Here is a 19,857-nt window from a genome sequence, read left to right as displayed (position 1 = left end):
TCTCAAAATCGGTGGAGCTGCATGACAAAGTCATCGGGCATTATCTGAACATAAAACACTATCAATAAGTTGGAGTCATTACCAAAATGGTTTAGTTATCGCCCAAGATGAGTTATGGGTGCTATGAATATATTATATTCAGGGATATTTATTTTTTGATTGGATCTTTATTTGCATAATCTGAATGGTGTACCCGAAAAACGTCAGCATCCTAACAGCACCAGGATTTAAGGTGAAATTTAACATCCATCACAGACCGTTCAATGCTGCCACCAACCGGTCTTTACTTGCTCGTCGTTATAATTTTGTGGGTAACAGTTCGGGAAACAAGGAATTCCTTCCGGAACACCCCTGACATCATCCGCTAGCATTGTCGTCAATCATCGGCGCGACGATGAGTTTTTTTAATCGCATCATAGGGTGGCAACGGTCAGCACGATACGGGTCATAGCAAAACTCCTGCACAGGCGGCCACTATGCCGCTTTCACAGGAGTTCTGAATGCTAGTGCTTTCTGTATGGCTTCGCTATGCCCCTCGCGGCTAAGCGCCTGCACACATCTCTCTTTGAATGTCATTTTTGCAATGCATTGTCCGAATTCTGATAATCCTAATGAGTTTTACCCGTCAGACTCCCATCCCTACGGTATACGAGCTAGATTCATGAATGAAATCGACATTTTTAAAAAACGAATCTTGTAAAACATCCGTGTTGATATTACCTTGCAACCCAACATTAAATTTGTTAGAGAGATGAAGAACTCGAATATCAAAAAGGTCTTTTAACATCATTAATTCTTTGGCTGTTAATGAATCGCAGTTAAAATATCCCTGTTGATCAAAAAGATTTTCTATTTCTCCATCATCGGCGAGGCGTTTTTCAAAGAGTGTTTGCAACATCGAGTTGCCAAGGACAATGGATATCGTGCGATCTTTCGCAGATTTACACCCCATCACAACGGCAACATTCGTATCCCCCTCAGGAGTTTCATTTATCGCCGTCGATAAAATGGTGGTCAAACACGCAAACGGAACTGTATTTCTTTCGTGATTTAATTTATCTACCAGCTCATTCCATTTATCAAAAGCCGGGCGATATTTGTTGCGCACAGAAGCATCCAACTGGGTAAACAATTGAGCCATGCGATTTTTTATCATCTCGATATCCGGAGAACCAGAAAGACTTTGCGCATAATACGGTCCTGATGATGTTGCATACATTAAAGCCGATCCCACGCCTGTCGCCATGATGGGCGCAGCTACGGTTTTGGCAAGGGCGACGCTGCGATGGCTATGCGCTTCACAGGCTAAAGGAACATATTCCACTGACTGCGGTAATTCCTTACATGCCTCCCTCATCATTGCGGTATGCTTTACAAACAACGGTTTTTCACTGCCCAAAAAAACTTTCTGCTTAATTGCACTAAGAAAACGTAAATCAAAAATGATTGTTTTTGGTTTATTATTTTTTGGCACATTTCCTATTATCCCGCTAAGAACCTTCCTTGCTGCATGGAGATTTTTTTGCACAGCACATAACACAATTGACGAAGCCTTCTCTACTGCGTTATTGATTTTAATTTTAAAATCTGCATGATATACGTTGACGGGCAATGCAAGTATATCTTCCCCTACATCTTTGGCTGAGTATTTATTTGTGATCGACGGTCGTGAATCCACGAGAAAACTTAGCTGCAAATTATGCTCTATATTACCAGCTGTTTTTGTAGTGTGGTTAAACATAGAGATGCCACCTCTCATTCTTTCACACATATCCTCAACTTTTTCACTTCGTTCTTGTGGCAATTTGGCTTTAACGTTAATTTGATGATTTTTACCCGTGCATTCCTTAACTACAAGAGGAATGTTATCTAAAGTGCCATACAGGCTAATAACGTCACCAGGATTTTTATCATGTAAGTAAGTTTGATTAATACTCGAAGCATTCACAAAGAGGTCAATATTATAACTGTTTATAACTTCACCTACATCAAATGTGTAGTGCTTACTCTGGAGGCTGCCATCCTTATTTAATTGTATATCAATCAATATATCCCCGGACTTTGTCACCATATCTTTGCCATAAACCATTTGCATAGCCATTTCGAGGAGATTTTTATCTAACTGATTGCGGGCGTTGAGTAAGCGACTACCAAATAATTTATATACTGTTCCCGTCATTGCCAGCGCTGCACTTTCTGGTACTTTGCGTTTCCACAGTGAGGTTTCTTTATTTTTAAACAGGTCATATTTATTATTACTCGACAACCCGAGTTTAAGTTCGTTAACACAATCGCACAGTTGCTCCTCACCTTCCATTTTAAGGCGATGTGAAAAATCATTTAATAGCGTTTGCTTCGGTGATTCATTACTCATTAGTTGTTTTTCTAAATTAACAATAGAATAACTTTCTTGTTTAATGAGATTAATATTGGCAACCATTACAGCCTCCTTCCCACGGTTTAAGAGCAAACATGCCACATAATTATTTACAACATCCAGAAGCAGTAAATGAATGATACTGACAATGACGCCAATCCATTATCTTTGCATAATGTTTGTTAGCTATAGATTTTAAAAATATTTATGAGAAAAGTATGGCACCAGAGGGGGTTTTGACTATCAAAAATCGCTCAAACATGAACTAAGATGATGAATTAAGCATTATCAGCGATAATTGCCACTCAGCTCTACAAATAATATTTAAATGCTCCTGAACAGTGATGTAGCAAGACACGTATGGTGCCAACGAAGAATAAAAATTTATAGAGTTCTTATTCAATATAACCGGAATAGTCAGAGACTGAAGTAAATGACCTGAAAGAATGAGAGAGGCAGCACCGCCCCTCTCCATCAGCTACTCTTCTTCGTTCCCGCCCTCTTCATACGGGCCAAATGGCTTCGCGGGCAGAACGATATACGTGCCTTCAAACACTGCACCCAGCGTCTCGTCGCCAAAGATTTCGACCTGCATTTGTACCCGCGCTTTGCGCCCGCGCGCCAGACGGTCGAGATCGCCGCTTAAGGCACCGAGGTCGGCTACCGCATGAGGTTTACCGCTAATCGGCTTGCTGTAGCGGATATGCGCATCCGCAAGAATAATCGTTCCGCCGAGGTGCCGTTCACGCAGCATCAGCCAGATAAGCCCCCAACCGGTGAGCGTCGCCAGTGAGAATAAACTCCCGGCAAACAACGTGTGGTGCGGATTCTGATTGCCGGTTTCCGGCATGGTGGTGATAAATTTTTGCCCGGTATATTGCTGAATGCGCACGCCCATTTTTTCACTTAGCGGGATATGTTCGTACCACGCCTGTTGCAGCTGCGCGCACCAGTCGCCGCGATGCAGAATGTCATCCAGAGTGGCGACAGGTTTTATCATCAAAAAATGGCGAATCGGCGTGGTGGTTGGCGTGGTGATCTCCCCTTGATTGACAAACCCCAGCTTGGCGAAAAACTCCACCGCGTCTTCACGGGCGCTACAGGTCACGCGCTTAACGCCTTCCTGACGCGCCACCGACTCCAGGGTCATCGCCATCAGCGTTCCTAACCCTTTGTCCTGCACGTCGGGATGAACGGCCATAAAGCGAATGGACGCTTCATTGTCGGCATTAATATACAGTCGGCCTACCGCCACCAGATTACCCTGCTCGTCGACGACCATCTGGTGATGCGCCATCGCATCCCACGCGTCGCGTTCCGAACCTTTCGGTTGATGCAGGGGCTTACGCAACATTTCCCAGCGAAACTGATAGTAACGCTCTAATTCTTCTTCTGTTTGTGGAACCCGAAGGTGATACATAGCGATACTCTCTCTTGTTTCCCGTGACAACCCTGGAAGCTGGCTCATACCTGCAACCAGAATGTCACGGGGCCATCATTGACCAGCGATACCTGCATATCCGCAGCGAAGCGTCCTGTTTGCGTGTTCATCTCTTGCTGACGGCAGCGTTCGACGAAATAGTCATATAACGCCTCTGCGCGATCCGGTGATGCACCTTTGGAGAAACTTGGACGCATCCCCCGTTCGGTATCTGCGGCAAGGGTAAACTGGGAAACCACCAGTACACTGCCGCCCGCCTGTTGCACGTTGAGATTCATCTTGCCTTCGGCATCGCTAAAGATGCGGTAGCCGAGCACACGCTCGCACAGACGGTTTGCTTTCTGTTCGTCGTCATCCTTTTCGACACCCAATAACACCAAAAGTCCCGCGCCAATTTCGCCCGTCACTTCTCCCTCCACGGTGACGCTGGCACGGGTTACGCGTTGAATTAATGCAATCATGGTTCGTCGTCTTCTTCTTGTTCAGCAGCTTGTTTTAATTTGCGGTATTCCCCGAGAGTGACAGTAATTTCCGCGCCAAGCAAGACGATACACCATGTCCAGTAGACCCAAACAAAGAGAATGGGGATCACCGCCAGCACGCCGTAAATGAGCTGATATGACGGGAACATGGTGATATAAAGCGCGAAACCTTTCTTTCCTGCTTCGAACAGGAGTGCAGCGACAAACGCGCCGACAATCGCGTCGCGGTTAGGTACGCGGATGGTAGGAACAATGCTGTACAGCAACCAGAAGGAGATCCACGACAACAGCAGCGGAAAAATACGCAGCACGTTGTCGATGACAGTATTGAGATCGCTCGCCCAGCGCAGGGAGAGCAAATAGGAACTGATCGCCAGACTGGCCCCTGCCAGCAGCGGCCCCAGCGTTAAAATCATCCAGTACACGGCGAACGAGTAAATTTTTGGTCGAGCTCGTTTACTGCGCCAGATGGTATTCAACGCGCTATCGATGGAGTACATCAACAATAACGCGGTGACGATCAGCCCGCACGCCCCAACGGCGGTCATCTTGTTGGAATTGGCAACAAATTGTTCGATATACCGCTGAATAACATCGCCAGTAGCAGGCAGAAAGTTGGCAAAAATAAAGTGACGCAACTGAATGCTGACGTCGGAAAACATGGGAAAAGCGGCGAAAAGCGCAAAAACAACGGCAACCAGCGGCACTAATGAGAGCAACGACACATAGGCAAGGTTACCTGCCAAGGTAGTCATGTTGTCCTCATCAATGCGTTGCCAGAGTAGTTTTAGCCAGGCCCATAGTGGACGGGTACGGTGCCTGGCTTTGTCCTGAATGGTTTTTAGCATAACACCTTCGCGAAATAGCCCGGGATGGTGGTTTTATCTTTCACCAGAATGCTGGTAATGCCTAGCTGATTAGCTCCTTCTATATTATCGGCGTTATCGTCGAAAAAGACCGTATCGCTGGGTGAAAAACCTTCCGCCTGCAAAACATGCTGGTAAATTCGTGCTTCAGGTTTGCGCATCCCCAGATCTTGCGACAGATAGATATGGTCAGCAGCATCACGAATTTCCGGGTATTCTTCCGGCCAGAAGGTGGTATGCAGGCGGTTGGTATTGGAAAGCACCACCACGCGATGCCCCTGCTCACGCAGTTTATGCATGATGGCGATCACTTCCGGGCGCAGCGCAACAAACACCGCCTGCCAGCCGTGAGAGAACTGCTCATAGCTTAGCGGTAGAGCCATCTCATGACACAGCGCCTCTGCGAACGCTTCGTCGCTAATTTCCCCACGCTCATGCTGATGAAACGCCTCGCCCATGTGGAAACTCTTCTTAAGCGTAGCCAGTGGAACACGCGTTAAATCGCTCCAGGCACCCAGCACACGGTTAAAGTCGATATCGACAATCACATTACCTAAATCAAAGATATAGAGCATTTTTGCCTCCTTTCGCGCCACAAGAAATTAACTGTAGCGGGAAAGGATAGGTTTGGCTATGTGGTCAGGTATGAAGCAAGGTCAACGGTCACAAAATTCTACGCGTCTTCCTGGGGAAGGATGATTTCAATTTGGCTGTCTTGTAAGCGTGATTTTAGCGCAGCGGGCGGCAGCTCGTCGGTAAAGAGCGCAGTGACCTGTGCCACGTTACCAATTTCAACCGCCGCCGAAGCATGATACTTAGTGTGATCGGCGACCAGCAGAATATTTCTCGCGTGCGCCATCATCGTTTTCACCACGTTAGCTTCGTTTACATCAAACTCCATCAACGCGCCATCGCTCTCAATCGCCCCAACGCTTGTTACCAGATAATCAGCACGAAAATCAGCCACAAAGGACGCCGCTGAAGGGCCAATGATCCCGCTATTATGAGAGCGCAACGTACCGCCGGGCACCATCACTTCAAAGCGCGGGTTGTGGTAAAGAATATGCGCCACACGCAGGCTGTTGGTGATTATCCGCAAATGATTGTGGTTAAGTAACGCCCGGGCGACATGTTCAACGGTCGTACCAATGGTGATAAATATTGTTGAACCATCAGGAATATAGTCTGCCACCGCTTCGGCAATCGCTTTTTTCTCTTCAGTTTGCGAAACCTCACGCTGCTCAAACGCCGTATTAACGACGCTGGAGGCCCGACCCGCGCCACCGTGATGGCGCGTGATCAGCCCTTGCTCGCTTAATTTACGAATATCCCGGCGGACCGTCTGCGTGGAGACATCCAGCAGATTTGCCAGCTCATCAATATTCATATACCCACGCTCGGCGATCAGCATGAGGAGTTGGTCGTGCCGCGGGTTACCGGTTAGTTCGGTAAGGCTCATGAAAATTCCTCGAAAAACCATCACCCTGGCATTTTATACAAAAAGTGACAAAAAAGATCGGGTTTGATCACAGTCAGGGATCCCGGCTCGTCCACCGGGACGCGTGCATTTCAACGCCGCTACACCGCTGGCGAAGCGGACTGACTCCGCTAAATCCCCATCTGTTGCCAGCGCCACCGCCAATGCGCCGTGAAAAACATCACCCGCACCGGTGGTATCTACCACATCAACTTTGAAGGCCGGTTGATGTTGACGTCCGCCATTTTCCAGCCAGTCACAGCCGGCACTCCCCTGGGTCACATAGACATGACCATTTGTGAGCGTTTGTGCCTGTTTTAGCGCACTGGCCATCTCTTTCACGCCCGTTAAGCGCGCCAGACCCGGTTCTGAAAAGGCCGCGTGATCGCTTAATGCCACCAGCTCGCTGATATCCTGCGGCGTAATGTCCCCGTCCAGAACAGTCATCACGCCCGCCTGCCGGGCCAGAGTGAAGGCTTTTTTAGCACCGTCGTGCCAGCGTACATCTGCCAGCACAACATCCCACTGAGAGAAATCAATTTCCTCCAACCACTCTGCGTCAGGCAGCAGATCCGGGCTGGGGTAGTTAATGATTATCCGCTCGCCTTTGGCATCCACCATGATGGCGGATTGCGAAGATTTCGCCTGGTTATACCGTTTGGTGTAACGGGTGTTAACGCCCCAGGATTCCAGCTCTGCCAGCAGGCTGTTGCCCGTGTCGTCATCACCTACGCGACCAATAAAATCAACCTGCGCCCCCAGCCTTGCCGCCGCAACCGCTGCCGTCGCCGCTGGCCCGCCACCAACTTCCGTATAATTTCTCGCCACGTATTTACCGCTCTCCGTCGGTAATCCTTCCACGTAATAAATACGATCCATCACGGTAATACCTACACAAGCAACACGAATCATGGTCATTCCTTAAGCATTTTGGGATGCGTTCATTTTAATTTCACCAATTGTTTAAAAAGTGACGGCTGTCAATTTTTTGACGATAAATTACAAATACGATCAAAAACAGACAAGCAAAGCATGTCATAAATGACAAAAAGTGACATCACTGTATTCAGGAGAGGGTTATGGCAGCAATCGCGTTTATCGGTTTAGGACAAATGGGTTCGCCAATGGCGAGCAATTTATTGCAGCAAGGGCATCAACTTCGCGTCTTTGATGTGAACGCCGAAGCTGTGCGGCATCTGGTAGACAAAGGTGCGACTCCCGCCGCCAACCCGGCGCAGGCCGCTAAAGATGCCGAATTTATCATTACCATGTTGCCGAATGGCGATCTGGTGCGCAGCGTGTTGTTCGGTGAAAACGGCGTTTGCGAAAGCTTATCTACCGATGCGCTGGTCATCGATATGTCGACCATCCACCCGCTGCAAACCGATAAATTGATTGCCGATATGCAAGCCAAAGGCTTCAGCATGATGGATGTTCCGGTAGGCCGTACTTCTGCAAATGCCATTACCGGTACTCTGTTACTGCTGGCTGGCGGCACCGCTGAACAAGTTGAACGCGCCACACCGATCCTGATGGCGATGGGCAGTGAGTTGATCAACGCGGGCGGTCCGGGCATGGGGATCCGCGTTAAGCTCATCAACAACTACATGAGCATCGCGCTCAATGCGCTTTCGGCAGAAGCCGCTGTTTTGTGCGAAGCCCTGAATCTTCCCTTCGATGTTGCCGTCAAGGTGATGAGCGGCACCGCCGCCGGTAAAGGCCACTTCACCACTTCCTGGCCAAACAAAGTCCTCAGCGGGGATCTTTCTCCCGCCTTCATGATCGATCTTGCCCATAAGGATCTTGGTATCGCCCTTGATGTCGCCAACCAGCTGCATGTGCCAATGCCGCTGGGGGCCGCCTCACGGGAGGTTTATAGCCAGGCGCGCGCAGCGGGTCGCGGTCGCCAGGACTGGTCCGCCATTCTGGAACAGGTCCGTGTCAGTGCCGGGATGACTGCCAAAGTAAAAATGTAACGACTGGATAAAGGAATAAATGAATGAATAAGTACACCATCAACGACATTACGCGCGCATCGGGCGGTTTTGCCATGCTGGCGGTCGATCAGCGCGAAGCCATGCGCATGATGTTTGCTGCGGCTGGCGCACCCGCTCCGGTAGCCGATAGCGTTTTAACTGATTTCAAAGTTAACGCGGCGAAGACCCTCTCGCCTTATGCCTCGGCGATTCTGGTAGATCAACAATTCTGTTACCGCCAGGTGGTTGAGCAAAACGCGATTGCCAAAAGTTGCGCCATGATTGTCGCCGCCGATGAGTTCATTCCTGGCAACGGTATTCCGGTAGATAGCGTGGTCATTGACCGCAAAATCAATCCGCTACAAATCAAACAAGACGGTGGCAAAGCCTTAAAACTGCTGGTGCTGTGGCGTAGTGATGAAGATGCGCAGCAACGTCTGGATATGGTGAAAGAGTTTAACGAACTGTGCCACTCACACGGCCTGGTAAGCATTATTGAGCCAGTCGTCCGCCCACCACGTCGTGGCGATAAATTCGATCGCGAACAAGCGATCATCGATGCTGCCAAAGAGCTGGGCGACAGTGGCGCTGACCTCTACAAAGTTGAAATGCCGCTTTACGGTAAAGGTCCGCAACAAGAGCTTCTCAGTGCTTCACAACGTCTGAATGACCATATCAATATGCCGTGGGTGATACTTTCTTCCGGTGTCGACGAAAAACTGTTCCCGCGTGCCGTACGCGTGGCAATGACAGCGGGTGCATCGGGCTTCCTGGCTGGTCGTGCCGTCTGGGCATCGGTTGTCGGTTTACCAGACAACGAGCTGATGCTGCGTGACGTTTGCGCACCGAAATTACAACAACTTGGCGATATCGTCGACGAAATGATGGCTAAACGCCGTTAAGATGGGGATACAAAAATGAAATGGTTTAACACCTTAAGTCACAACCGCTGGCTGGAACAGGAAACCGATCGCATCTTTGATTTTGGTAAGAATGCCGTAGTGCCGACTGGCTTTGGCTGGCTGGGCAATAAAGGGCAAATCAAAGAAGAGATGGGCACGCATCTGTGGATCACCGCCCGTATGCTGCACGTTTATTCCGTTGCTGCGGCGATGGGCCGCCCTGGCGCTTACTCGTTGGTTGATCACGGTATCAAAGCCATGAATGGCGCACTGCGCGATAAAAAATATGGCGGCTGGTATGCCTGCGTGAATGACGAGGGCGTGGTGGATGCCTCCAAACAAGGCTATCAACACTTCTTTGCTCTGCTGGGTGCCGCCAGTGCCGTCACTACCGGTCACCCGGAAGCACGCAAGCTGCTCGATTACACCATTGAAATTATTGAAAAATATTTCTGGAGTGAAGAAGAGCAGATGTGCCTGGAGTCGTGGGACGAAGCCTTCAGCAAAACCGAAGAGTACCGCGGCGGCAATGCCAACATGCACGCGGTGGAAGCCTTCCTGATTGTTTATGACGTAACGCACGACAAAAAATGGCTGGATCGCGCGATTCGCGTGGCTTCCGTGATTATCCACGACGTCGCCAGAAATAATCATTATCGCGTTAACGAGCACTTCGATACCCAGTGGAATCCGCTGCCGGATTACAACAAAGATAACCCGGCGCACCGCTTCCGCGCATTCGGTGGCACGCCGGGCCACTGGATCGAATGGGGCCGTTTAATGCTGCACATCCACGCGGCCCTGGAAGCCCGTTGTGAACAGCCGCCTGCCTGGCTGCTAGAAGATGCCAAAGGTCTATTTAACGCCACCGTGCGCGATGCCTGGGCACCCGATGGCGCGGACGGGATTGTTTATACCGTTGACTGGGAAGGCAAACCGGTGGTTCGCGAACGTGTGCGTTGGCCTATCGTCGAAGCGATGGGTACGGCTTACGCGCTCTACACCGTCACCGGCGATCGCCAGTATGAAACCTGGTATCAGACATGGTGGGACTACTGCATTAAGTACCTGATGGACTATGAAAATGGTTCCTGGTGGCAGGAGCTGGATGCGGACAATAAAGTCACCACGAAAGTCTGGGACGGCAAACAGGATATTTATCACCTGCTGCATTGCCTGGTGATCCCGCGTATCCCGTTAGCCCCTGGTCTGGCACCGGCTGTTGCCGCAGGCCTGCTGGACATTAACGCGAAATAACTGAGCTGAAATAACGGCATATCAGGCTACATGCCGGGTATGTCGTTATTCAATAAAGGTGCCTCGTATGCAAATCACCAACATGCATTGCAGTGGACAAACCGTTTCACTTGCCGCGGGGGATTATCACGCGACTATCGTGACGGTTGGTGCTGGTCTGGCTGAATTAACCTTTCAGGGTTGTCATTTAGTCATCCCGCACAAACCCGAAGAGATGCCGCTGGCGCATCTGGGTAAAGTGCTTATTCCGTGGCCGAACCGGATCGCCAACGGCTGTTACCGCTATCAGGGGCAGGACTATCAGTTACCCATTAATGAACATAGTTCAAAAGCCGCTATTCACGGGCTGCTTGCCTGGCGTGACTGGCAAATTAGCGAATTAACCGCCACCAGCGTTACCCTGACAGCTTTTCTGCCGCCCAGTTACGGCTATCCGTTTATGCTGGCTTCGCAGGTTGTTTATTCGCTCAACGCTCGCACGGGCCTTTCCGTTGAGATCGCAAGCCAGAATATTGGTACTGTGACCGCACCTTATGGTGTGGGTATTCATCCTTATTTAACCTGCAACTTAACATCTGTTGATGACTATCTTTTCCAGCTTCCGGCAGAACAGGTTTATGCCGTCGATGAGCACGCAAATCCGACAACGCTTCACCACGTTGATGAGCTGAATTTAAATTTCACGCGGGCGACAAAAATAGCCGCGACAAAAATAGACCATACCTTTAAAACCGCTAATGACCTGTGGGAAATGACCATTACCCATCCACAGCATTTGCTTTCGGTGAGCCTCTGTTGCGATCAACCCTGGGTGCAGGTTTATAGCGGTGAAAAATTACAGCGTCAGGGACTGGCAGTTGAACCTATGAGTTGCCCGCCTGATGCGTTTAATTCCGGCACCGATTTAATATTACTGCAACCCGGAAAAACACACCGCCTGTTTTTTAATATTTACGGACAGAGAAAATAACTTGTATTGATTAGCAGTCAAAATCATTGAAGAACATTTCACTCGCTAAAGGCAACGTTATGTATCATCAATTTATTAAGTTAAAAACAGCTCAGCTTCTTTAAAGTTTATATATATCAGTTTTATGAGAATCATTTTACATAAGCCTGTAATAACAATAACAGGAAGGAAACAACCTCGTTCTCAACTCTATGGAGATTATTTATGGATACGCCACGCCCACAGTTATTAGATTTTCAATTTCATCAGAATAACGACAGTCTTACCCTACGTTTTCAGGGCCGTCTTATTTTAACCCATAGTAAAGATAATCCTTGTTTATGGATTGGCTCAGGTATAGCGGATATCGATATGTTCCGCGGTAATTTCAGCATTAAAGATAAATTGCAGGAGAAGATTGCGCTCACCGACGCTACCGTCAGCCAGTCACCGGATGGTTGGTTAATCCATTTCAGCCGTGGTTCTGACATTAGCGCCACGCTGAATATCTCTGCCGACGATCAGGGCCGTTTATTGCTGGAACTACAAAACGACAACCTTAACCACAACCGCATCTGGCTGCGCCTTGCCGCTCAACCAGAGGACCATATCTACGGCTGCGGCGAACAGTTTTCCTACTTCGATCTGCGCGGCAAACCGTTCCCGCTATGGACCAGTGAACAAGGCGTTGGTCGCAACAAGCAAACCTATGTCACCTGGCAGGCCGACTGCAAAGAGAACGCGGGCGGCGACTATTACTGGACTTTCTTCCCACAGCCTACGTTTGTCAGCACGCAGAAGTATTACTGCCATGTTGATAACAGTTGCTACATGAACTTCGACTTTAGCGCCCCGGAATACCATGAACTGGCGCTGTGGGAAGACAAAGCAACGCTGCGTTTTGAATGTGCTGATACATACATCTCCCTGCTGGAAAAATTAACTGCCCTGCTGGGACGCCAGCCAGAACTGCCCGACTGGATTTATGACGGGGTAACGCTCGGCATTCAGGGCGGGACGGAAGTGTGTCAGAAGAAACTGGACACCATGCGTAACGCGGGTGTGAAGGTTAACGGCATCTGGGCGCAGGACTGGTCCGGGATCCGTATGACCTCTTTTGGCAAACGCGTAATGTGGAACTGGAAGTGGAACAGCGAAAACTATCCGCAACTGGACTCACGTATTAAGCAGTGGAACAAAGAGGGCGTGCAGTTCCTGGCCTATATCAACCCGTATGTCGCCAGCGATAAAGATCTCTGCGAAGAGGCGGCAAAGCGCGGTTATCTGGCAAAAGATGCCTCTGGCGGCGACTATCTGGTGGAGTTTGGCGAGTTCTATGGCGGCGTTGTCGACCTCACCAATCCAGAAGCCTACGCCTGGTTCAAGGAAGTGATCAAAAAGAACATGATTGAACTTGGCTGCGGCGGCTGGATGGCTGACTTCGGCGAGTATCTGCCCACCGACACGTACCTGCATAACGGCGTCAGCGCGGAGATTATGCATAACGCCTGGCCAGCGCTGTGGGCGAAATGTAACTACGAAGCCCTTGAAGAAACGGGCAAGCTCGGCGAGATCCTTTTCTTTATGCGCGCCGGTTCTACCGGTAGCCAGAAATACTCCACCATGATGTGGGCGGGTGACCAGAACGTCGACTGGAGTCTGGACGATGGCCTGGCGTCGGTTGTCCCGGCGGCGCTGTCGCTGGCAATGACCGGACATGGCCTGCATCACAGCGACATTGGCGGTTACACCACCCTGTTTGAGATGAAGCGCAGCAAAGAGCTGCTACTGCGCTGGTGTGATTTCAGCGCCTTCACGCCGATGATGCGCACCCACGAAGGCAACCGTCCGGGCGACAACTGGCAGTTTGACGGCGACGCGGAAACTATCGCCCATTTTGCCCGTATGACCACCGTCTTCACCACCCTGAAACCTTACCTGAAAGAGGCCGTCGCGCTGAATGCGAAGTCCGGTCTGCCGGTCATGCGCCCGCTGTTCCTGCATTACGAAGACGATGCGCACACTTACACCCTGAAATATCAGTACCTGTTAGGTCGCGACATTCTGGTCGCTCCGGTGCATGAAGAAGGCCGTAGCGACTGGACGCTCTATCTGCCGGAGGATAACTGGGTGCACGCCTGGACGGGTGAAGCGTTCCGGGGCGGGGAAGTGACCGTTAATGCGCCCATCGGCAAGCCGCCGGTCTTTTATCGCGCCGATAGCGAATGGGCGGCACTGTTCGCGTCGTTAAAAAGCATCTAATCACATTCGCCCGTGGGGAAACTCATGGGCAAAGGGAGAACATCGATGAGTCACATCACAACGGAAGATCCAGCAACTTTACGCCTGCCCTTTAAAGAGAAACTCTCTTACGGTATTGGCGACCTGGCCTCTAACATCCTGCTGGATATTGGTACGCTTTATCTTTTGAAGTTTTATACCGACGTTCTGGGGCTACCTGGTACCTATGGCGGCATTATCTTTTTGATCTCGAAATTCTTTACCGCCTTTACCGATATGGGAACCGGCATCATGTTGGATTCCCGACGCAAGATCGGTCCAAAAGGTAAGTTCCGTCCTTTTATTCTGTATGCGTCATTCCCGGTTACCTTACTGGCGATCGCCAACTTTATCGGTACGCCGTTCGATGTCACCGGTAAAACGGTGATGGCCACTATCCTGTTTATGCTTTATGGACTGTTTTTCAGCATGATGAACTGTTCCTACGGCGCAATGGTGCCTGCCATCACCAAAAATCCCAACGAGCGCGCCTCACTGGCGGCATGGCGTCAGGGCGGCGCTACGCTGGGCCTGCTGCTGTGTACGGTGGGATTCGTGCCGGTTATGAATCTTATCGAAGGTAATCAGCAAATTGGCTATATCTTCGCTGCCACGCTGTTTTCACTGTTCGGCCTGCTGTTTATGTGGATCTGCTACTCGGGCGTGAAAGAGCGTTATGTCGAAACCCAACCTACCAATCCGGCGCAAAAGCCTGGCCTGTTGCAATCTTTCCGCGCAATTGCCGGTAACCGCCCGCTGTTCATTCTGTGTATTGCTAACCTCTGCACCTTAGGGGCGTTTAACGTCAAGCTCGCCATTCAGGTTTATTACACCCAGTACGTGCTTAACGATCCCATCCTGTTGTCATATATGGGATTTTTCAGCATGGGCTGTATTTTCATCGGCGTGTTCCTGATGCCTGGCGCAGTCAGACGTTTTGGTAAGAAGAAGGTCTATATCGGCGGCCTGCTGATTTGGGTGCTTGGCGATCTGCTCAACTATTTCTTTGGCGGCGGTTCGGTCAGCTTCGTGACGTTCTCCTGCCTGGCATTCTTCGGCTCAGCGTTTGTTAACAGCCTGAACTGGGCGCTGATTTCCGACACCGTGGAATATGGCGAATGGCGCACCGGCGTGCGTTCGGAAGGGACGGTCTACACCGGTTTCACCTTCTTTCGCAAAGTTTCTCAGGCGCTGGCTGGTTTCTTCCCAGGCTGGATGCTGACGCAAATCGGCTATGTGCCAAACGTCGCCCAGGCTGACCATACCATCGAAGGTTTACGCCAGCTGATCTTCATCTACCCAAGCGCACTGGCGGTAGTCACCATTGTTGCGATGGGTTGTTTCTACAGTCTGAACGAGAAAATGTACGTCCGCATTGTTGAAGAAATAGAAGCCCGTAAACGCACGGAATAAATAATAAACAACGCCCTGCGGGGCGTTATAAGGAGTGATTATGTCTGACCATAATCCACTGACATTAAAACTGAATCTGCGGGAAAAAATCGCCTATGGCATGGGCGACGTCGGTTCGAATTTAATGCTTAGCATCGGCACTCTGTATCTCCTCAAATTTTATACCGATGAATTAGGGATGCCTGCTTACTATGGCGGGATTATCTTTCTGGTGGCGAAGTTTTTTACCGCGTTTACCGATATGCTCACCGGATTTTTACTCGATTCGCGGAAAAATATTGGGCCTAAAGGAAAGTTCAGGCCGTTTATTTTATACGCAGCGGTTCCGGCGGCGTTAATTGCAACGCTCCAGTTTATCGCCACCACTTTTAGTTTGCCGGTTAAAACGACGATTGCCACAGCACTGTTTATGATGTTTGGGCTTTCATACAGTCTGATGAACTGCTCGTATGGCGCGATGATCCCGGCCATTACCAAAAACCCGAATGAGCGCGCGCAGCTCGCGGCTTACCGCCAGGGTGGTGCAACCATAGGGCTATTGATTTGTACCGTGGCGTTTATTCCGTTGCAGTCGCTTTTTTCTGACTCCACCGTCGGTTATGCCTGCGCGGCACTGATGTTCTCCATTGGTGGCTTTATTTTTATGATGCTGTGCTACAGAGGCGTCAAAGAGCATTATGTGGACACAGCGCCAACCGGACATAAAGCCAGTATTCTCAAATCTTTTTGCGCGATATTTCGTAATCCGCCATTGCTGGTTTTGTGCATTGCTAACCTGTGTACCCTGGCGGCATTTAATATCAAACTGGCGATTCAGGTCTATTACACCCAATATGTGCTGAATGATATTAATTTATTGTCGTGGATGGGATTTTTCAGTATGGGATGTATCCTCGTCGGCGTATTACTGGTGCCATTAACTGTAAAATGTTTTGGTAAAAAACAGGTTTATTTAGCTGGCATGGTGCTATGGGCGGTTGGTGATATCCTGAATTATTTCTGGGGAAGTAACTCTTTCACTTTTGTCATGTTCTCTTGTGTCGCCTTTTTTGGCACGGCCTTTGTGAACAGCCTGAACTGGGCGCTGGTACCAGATACCGTAGATTACGGTGAATGGAAAACCGGTATTCGTGCCGAAGGTTCTGTTTATACCGGTTATACCTTCTTTCGTAAAATTTCTGCCGCACTTGCTGGCTTCTTGCCAGGCATTATGCTGACGCAAATCGGTTATGTTCCCAACATCGCGCAAAGTGATGCGACATTACAGGGTTTGCGTCAGCTCATTTTTATCTGGCCTTGTGCGCTGGCAATTATTGCTGCATTAACGATGGGATTCTTTTACACACTCAATGAAAAACGGTTTGCATTGATTATTGAGGAAATCAACCAACGCAAAAATAAAGAGATGGCGACAGAAGAAAAAACGGCTTCCGTAACGTTATAAATGTCAATAGCCGCTATTTCCATCCTGGTGGGTGGCGGCCTCCCTACGTTTAAAAATGGACTTATTATGAAAAAGATTAATGCAATAATTCTATTATCCTCTCTGACCTCTGCCTCGGTATTTGCTGGCGCATACGTCGAAAACAGGGAGGCATATAATCTCGCCTCCGATCAGGGCGAAGTTATGCTACGCGTGGGTTATAACTTCGATATGGGCGCGGGTATTATGTTAACCAATACCTACACCTTTCAGCGAGAAGATGAACTCAAACATGGCTATAATGAAATTGAAGGTTGGTATCCTTTATTTAAACCAACCGATAAATTAACCATCCAGCCCGGTGGCTTAATTAATGACAAGAGTATCGGTTCGGGTGGTGCCGTTTATCTGGATGTTAACTACAAATTTACTCCGTGGTTTAACCTGACGGTGCGTAATCGCTATAACCATAATAATTACAGCTCTACAGATTTGAACGGCGAATTGGATAATAACGACACCTATGAAGTTGGCACCTACTGGAATTTTAAAATCACCGAGAAATTCTCCTATACATTTGAACCACATTACTTCATGCGAGTAAATGACTTTAATAGCAGCAATGGAAAAGATCATCACTGGGAAATCACTAACACCTTCCGTTATCGCATTAATGAACACTGGCTCCCTTATTTCGAATTACGCTGGTTAGATCGTAATGTCGAACCGTACCACCGCGAGCAAAACCAGATTCGTATCGGGACGAAGTATTTCTTCTGATGTAAAACTGCCGGATGCGGCGAAAACGCCTTATCCGGCCTACGGTTGATACGGTTTCCGTTGGCCGGATTAAGCCACATCCGGCCATTAATCAAGCTTCAGCCGCCAGCATCTCTTTCTTACGTTGGCTAATACGCTTAACCAGCATTACGGAAACCACCGCACCACAGAATGCGAAGCAGGCCATAATGCCAAACACAATTTTGTAGCCAATAATCCCCGGATTTAAATCCAGAATGTAGCCATACAGACTGAAGCAGAACATCGCCGGGGCGTAACCAATAAAGCTACCCAACGCCATCGCCGCGCCTGTTTTATTTTCAGCAATTTTTGCTTCGCCGATAGGTGCAAAAAATACGGCTCGCTGTGTAAAGACTATCGCGCCAAAGCCCAGCGTACATGCCATCCCTAAATATACCGGCATACTTTCGTGCGGCAGCATAATCAACAGTACGAGCGCAGCGGTACTGATGATAAAGGTGTAGCATAGATATTTACTCGGCGATTTCAGGATCTTATCTGAAATCATGCCACCAATCGGTCCACCAATCATTTTCAGACAGTATTGGTTAATGATGCCGTAAGCCCCCACCAGCGCAACGGGCAATAGATAGATGTTTTTCAGGAATGGAATGAAGAATGTCAGGCCACAGTAAACCGCGTAAACGAAGAAGACGTTGAAAGCGATAAGCCAGATAGTTTTGTCTTTCAGCACCGAGGTCATACTGGTGTTTTTCGATGCTCCGTCTTCTTTTTTCACCTCAACGGACGGTGCCTCTTCTTTGTCATTCAGAACAAAGAAAATGATAATGCCTACGGCAATCACAATAAGGGAATAGAACCAGATGCCTGCTTTAAAACCCAATAAGCCACTGCCAAACCAGGTAAATACTGCCAACGCAGAAAATGCCACCACGGTATCGACAATGCCACGCCCTGTTTCGAAGAAGCCAAACAACCGACCTTGTTGTTCGCTATTGCCCAATCGACTTACCGACTTGAGCAAGACCGGCCAGTTCATCATGTCGCAAGTAACGCCAAATAGCGCCCAGACAAAGAGGATGCCCCAATATCCCGGCATTGTCGTCAAATAAACACCCAGTAATCCTGTCGCAATGAGTGAGAATGACATGGTGTATCTGCGCGGTAGTTTATCGGCAAAATAAATAGACAGAAAAAAGCCCACTGTCGTGACAAATGAGTTTACCGACATAGCATTACCAATTTGACCATTGGTCAAATGGAAATATTCCTGCATCGGGATATAAAACGCATCTTTCAGCGACGGTAATTTATAAATTGTACCGCCACACAATGTTAATAGACTAAATAACGCCCATTTCTTTTTCGTGAGCATAACATCCCCTAAGCGATTTTTAAAATCACTGTTTTAAAGGCAATAAGATACCGACCATTCATATCGAATGGTTTTATTAACTGCGTATGAGTTAAAACTTATTAGTGGTTCAGAAGATGGTTTGCCTCTTGTTTGATTTGTTGTAGTACGTTACGGACATGATTTATCTGATTAATTGCATCTTCTTTTTCTTTACGTAACCGCGCATCCAGTAAATGATTTTCTGGCAATGGTGTTTCACTCATCTGGCGATAAGGGATCCACGGATTATCATCTTCGTCTTCAAAGCGGAACGCCGGCGCATAGTAATCAACCTCTTCTTCCAGGCCATATGCCGTCACCTGCGGCTCATCATCACCCAGGCATATAAGGTGCGTTAATAACGCTTTGAACGGCATATCACCCTGACCTGAAATACAGGCTTTATGACCCAGGCCACCCTCTTCTTTAACGATCAAGGCATCTTTGATATGGACCTGGGTAATATGCGGTGCCATCGTTTTTAAAGCGTCGATGGGATGCTCATTTGCATTGATCATGTTCGCAAAATCAAACAGTAAGGAAAGAGATTCCATCTCACTTTCTTTGACCAGCGACACCAGCTCATGGCTTTTTAAATCTTCATGCTGTTCGATCGTAAAAGTCAGGCCGCTGTCCTGATACGTTTCCCGTACATAGGCAATGTCGTTAGCGATGATCGATAATACGTCGCGCAAATTACCTTCATATGTAGTGGCACAGTAAATTTGGCCACCTGATTAAAGGTGATATCCTCACCACAACACAAAACAGGTGACTTAATGAACAAGAAAACCAAACGTACTTTCACCCCTGAATTCAGGCTGGAATGTGCACAGCTAATTGTTGATAAGGGCTA

17 protein-coding genes and 2 pseudogenes are annotated in these 19,857 nt (G+C 48.7%); 9 read left to right on the top strand and 10 right to left on the bottom strand.

What is annotated here, in order from left to right; genetic code table 11:
* Nucleotides 1–68 (top strand): IS1 family transposase (locus G434_RS31105; RefSeq protein WP_004209611.1); only part of this gene is annotated, 68 nt, incomplete at its 5' end.
* Nucleotides 69–625: 557 nt separating this feature from the next.
* On the opposite strand, the gene G434_RS30780 is transcribed toward G434_RS31105, so the two are convergent.
* The 8 genes and pseudogenes from G434_RS30780 to yihV form a co-directional block, all read right to left on the bottom strand.
* A complete protein-coding gene (locus G434_RS30780) occupies nt 626–1,540 on the bottom strand; it encodes a transposase (protein WP_077688679.1) in 915 nt (304 codons plus the stop codon).
* Between the two features lie 12 nt (nt 1,541–1,552).
* Nucleotides 1,553–2,440 (bottom strand): annotated as a pseudogene (locus G434_RS30775) (hypothetical protein); the annotation flags it as partial.
* A 415-nt stretch (nt 2,441–2,855) separates the two neighbouring features.
* A complete protein-coding gene (gene fabY / locus G434_RS08830) occupies nt 2,856–3,797 on the bottom strand; it encodes a fatty acid biosynthesis protein FabY (protein ID WP_001377153.1) in 942 nt (313 codons plus the stop codon).
* A gap of 44 nt (nt 3,798–3,841) precedes the next feature.
* A complete protein-coding gene (gene dtd / locus G434_RS08835) occupies nt 3,842–4,279 on the bottom strand; it encodes a D-aminoacyl-tRNA deacylase (RefSeq protein WP_000560983.1) in 438 nt (145 codons plus the stop codon).
* Nucleotides 4,276–5,148: a virulence factor BrkB family protein gene (locus G434_RS08840; protein ID WP_000920762.1), complete on the bottom strand. Its 873-nt coding sequence runs from the start codon at nt 5,146–5,148 to the stop codon at nt 4,276–4,278. The genes dtd and G434_RS08840 overlap by 4 nt, the downstream gene beginning before the upstream one ends.
* Complete coding sequence (yihX, locus tag G434_RS08845; RefSeq protein WP_001309880.1) at nt 5,142–5,741, bottom strand: glucose-1-phosphatase; 600 nt, start codon at nt 5,739–5,741, stop codon at nt 5,142–5,144. Before yihX ends, G434_RS08840 begins: the two co-directional genes overlap by 7 nt.
* 98 nt (nt 5,742–5,839) lie before the next feature.
* The gene (locus G434_RS08850; RefSeq protein WP_000059678.1) at nt 5,840–6,625 is read right to left on the bottom strand and encodes a DeoR/GlpR family DNA-binding transcription regulator; all 786 of its coding nucleotides are present in this window, start codon (nt 6,623–6,625) and stop codon (nt 5,840–5,842) included.
* A gap of 33 nt (nt 6,626–6,658) precedes the next feature.
* Nucleotides 6,659–7,555: a sulfofructose kinase gene (gene yihV / locus G434_RS08855; protein WP_000621642.1), complete on the bottom strand. Its 897-nt coding sequence runs from the start codon at nt 7,553–7,555 to the stop codon at nt 6,659–6,661.
* A 167-nt stretch (nt 7,556–7,722) separates the two neighbouring features.
* On the opposite strand from yihV, the gene yihU reads away from it, so the two are divergent.
* The 8 genes from yihU to ompL all read left to right on the top strand — a co-directional run bounded on the left by yihU (nt 7,723) and on the right by ompL (nt 17,623).
* Entirely contained in the window at nt 7,723–8,619 is an 897-nt protein-coding gene (yihU, locus tag G434_RS08860; protein ID WP_000718901.1) for a sulfolactaldehyde 3-reductase, read from the top strand.
* A gap of 23 nt (nt 8,620–8,642) precedes the next feature.
* Nucleotides 8,643–9,521, top strand: a complete 879-nt coding sequence (gene yihT / locus G434_RS08865) for a sulfofructosephosphate aldolase (protein ID WP_001046461.1) — start codon at nt 8,643–8,645, stop codon at nt 9,519–9,521.
* 15 nt (nt 9,522–9,536) lie between these two features.
* Nucleotides 9,537–10,778, top strand: a complete 1,242-nt coding sequence (gene yihS / locus G434_RS08870) for a sulfoquinovose isomerase (RefSeq protein ID WP_000870897.1) — start codon at nt 9,537–9,539, stop codon at nt 10,776–10,778.
* A 67-nt stretch (nt 10,779–10,845) separates the two neighbouring features.
* Entirely contained in the window at nt 10,846–11,748 is a 903-nt protein-coding gene (locus tag G434_RS08875; RefSeq protein WP_001167544.1) for an aldose-1-epimerase, read from the top strand.
* Between the two features lie 204 nt (nt 11,749–11,952).
* Nucleotides 11,953–13,989 carry a sulfoquinovosidase gene (gene yihQ, locus G434_RS08880; protein WP_000380857.1) on the top strand — a complete coding sequence of 679 codons (2,037 nt, stop codon included), beginning with the start codon at nt 11,953–11,955 and terminating at the stop codon, nt 13,987–13,989.
* Nucleotides 13,990–14,034: 45 nt separating this feature from the next.
* Nucleotides 14,035–15,420, top strand: coding sequence for an MFS transporter (locus tag G434_RS08885; protein ID WP_000018361.1), 1,386 nt, complete (start codon nt 14,035–14,037; stop codon nt 15,418–15,420).
* A 40-nt stretch (nt 15,421–15,460) separates the two neighbouring features.
* A complete protein-coding gene (locus G434_RS08890; protein WP_001279692.1) occupies nt 15,461–16,864 on the top strand; it encodes an MFS transporter in 1,404 nt (467 codons plus the stop codon).
* A 66-nt stretch (nt 16,865–16,930) separates the two neighbouring features.
* Entirely contained in the window at nt 16,931–17,623 is a 693-nt protein-coding gene (gene ompL / locus G434_RS08895; protein WP_001309878.1) for a porin OmpL, read from the top strand.
* 91 nt (nt 17,624–17,714) lie between these two features.
* Here ompL and G434_RS08900 read toward each other — a convergent pair whose 3' ends face one another.
* Both G434_RS08900 and G434_RS08905 read right to left on the bottom strand, forming a co-directional pair.
* Nucleotides 17,715–18,980 (bottom strand): MFS transporter, encoded by a 1,266-nt coding sequence (locus tag G434_RS08900; protein ID WP_000956312.1) that lies wholly within the window; start codon nt 18,978–18,980, stop codon nt 17,715–17,717.
* A gap of 101 nt (nt 18,981–19,081) precedes the next feature.
* Nucleotides 19,082–19,708 (bottom strand): annotated as a pseudogene (locus G434_RS08905) (sugar phosphate isomerase/epimerase family protein); the annotation flags it as partial.
* Nucleotides 19,709–19,857 lie beyond the last annotated feature (149 nt).

Origin of the sequence: Escherichia sp. KTE172 (genome assembly GCF_000408845.1) — a bacterium.
GTDB lineage: Bacteria > Pseudomonadota > Gammaproteobacteria > Enterobacterales > Enterobacteriaceae > Escherichia > Escherichia coli.
This window is presented reverse-complemented; position numbering and strand designations above follow the sequence as displayed.